This is a genomic window from Arthrobacter sp. JCM 19049, from assembly GCF_001310435.1.
This window is the reverse complement of record NZ_BAXF01000758.1, coordinates 1-838: the sequence shown is the minus strand read 5'-3', so window position 1 is coordinate 838 and position 838 is coordinate 1. Positions and strand designations below refer to the sequence as shown.

Sequence of the window (838 nt, the reverse complement as noted above, 5' to 3'; positions counted from 1 at the left end):
TTGCCCGACGCTGAGCAGGCCACCCTCATCCGGCACCGTCCGGCCCGCTGGCGCCGCACCGTGGGCGGAGTGCTGCGCGGCACTCGGTGCTCTACCTGCACGGCTGGTCCGACTACTTCTTCCAGCGCGAGCTGGCCGAGTTCTTCAGCGCCGCCGGGGCGGACTTCTACGCGGTGGACCTGCGCAACTACGGGCGCAACCTCACCGCGCAAAGCACACCGGGATACATCACGGACCTGCAGGAGTATTTCGCCGAACTGGATGCCGCCCACCGGATCATGCGCGCCGAGCACCCGCAGAACCGGGTGGTGCTGCTGGGGCATTCCACCGGCGGGCTGACCGCATCCCTGTACGCGGCGCAGAACCCGCAAAAGGTGGATGCGCTGGTGCTCAACAGCCCCTGGCTGGAATTCCAGGCCACCGAGTTCGGGCGCACCGCAATCTCCGCGCTGTTCGCAGCCGGCTCGCGGCTGAACCCGCTGCGGGAACTGCCGCGGGTGGACCCCGGGTTCTACACCCGCAGCGTCTCCAGCGCCTACGACGGGGAATGGGACTACAACCTGCAGTGGCGTCCCCCGCAGCTTTCGGATCACCACCGGGTTCGTCAACGCCGTGTTCCGCGCCCAGGCCACCGTGGCGAAGGGCCTGGAGCTGCAGCAGCCGGTGCTGGTGCTGCTCTCCGCCCGTGATTACCTGCTGCCGCGCTGGACCCCGGACGCCACCCGGGCGGATGTGGCCCTGAACGTTCAGGTGGTGGCCCGGCGCAGCGTGGACCTGGGCGCCAACTTGTCCCTGCTACGCCTGGACGGGGCGCTGCACGACGTCTTCCTCTCCGTGC

The 838-nt window shown here is 69.3% G+C and carries 1 protein-coding gene; it reads left to right on the top strand.

Features of this window, described 5'->3' with window-relative positions:
- Positions 1-86 precede the first annotated feature (86 nt).
- Entirely contained in the window at positions 87-689 is a 603-nt protein-coding gene (locus tag JCM19049_RS16035) for an alpha/beta hydrolase (protein ID WP_054822046.1), read from the top strand.
- Positions 690-838: the final 149 nt, after the last annotated feature.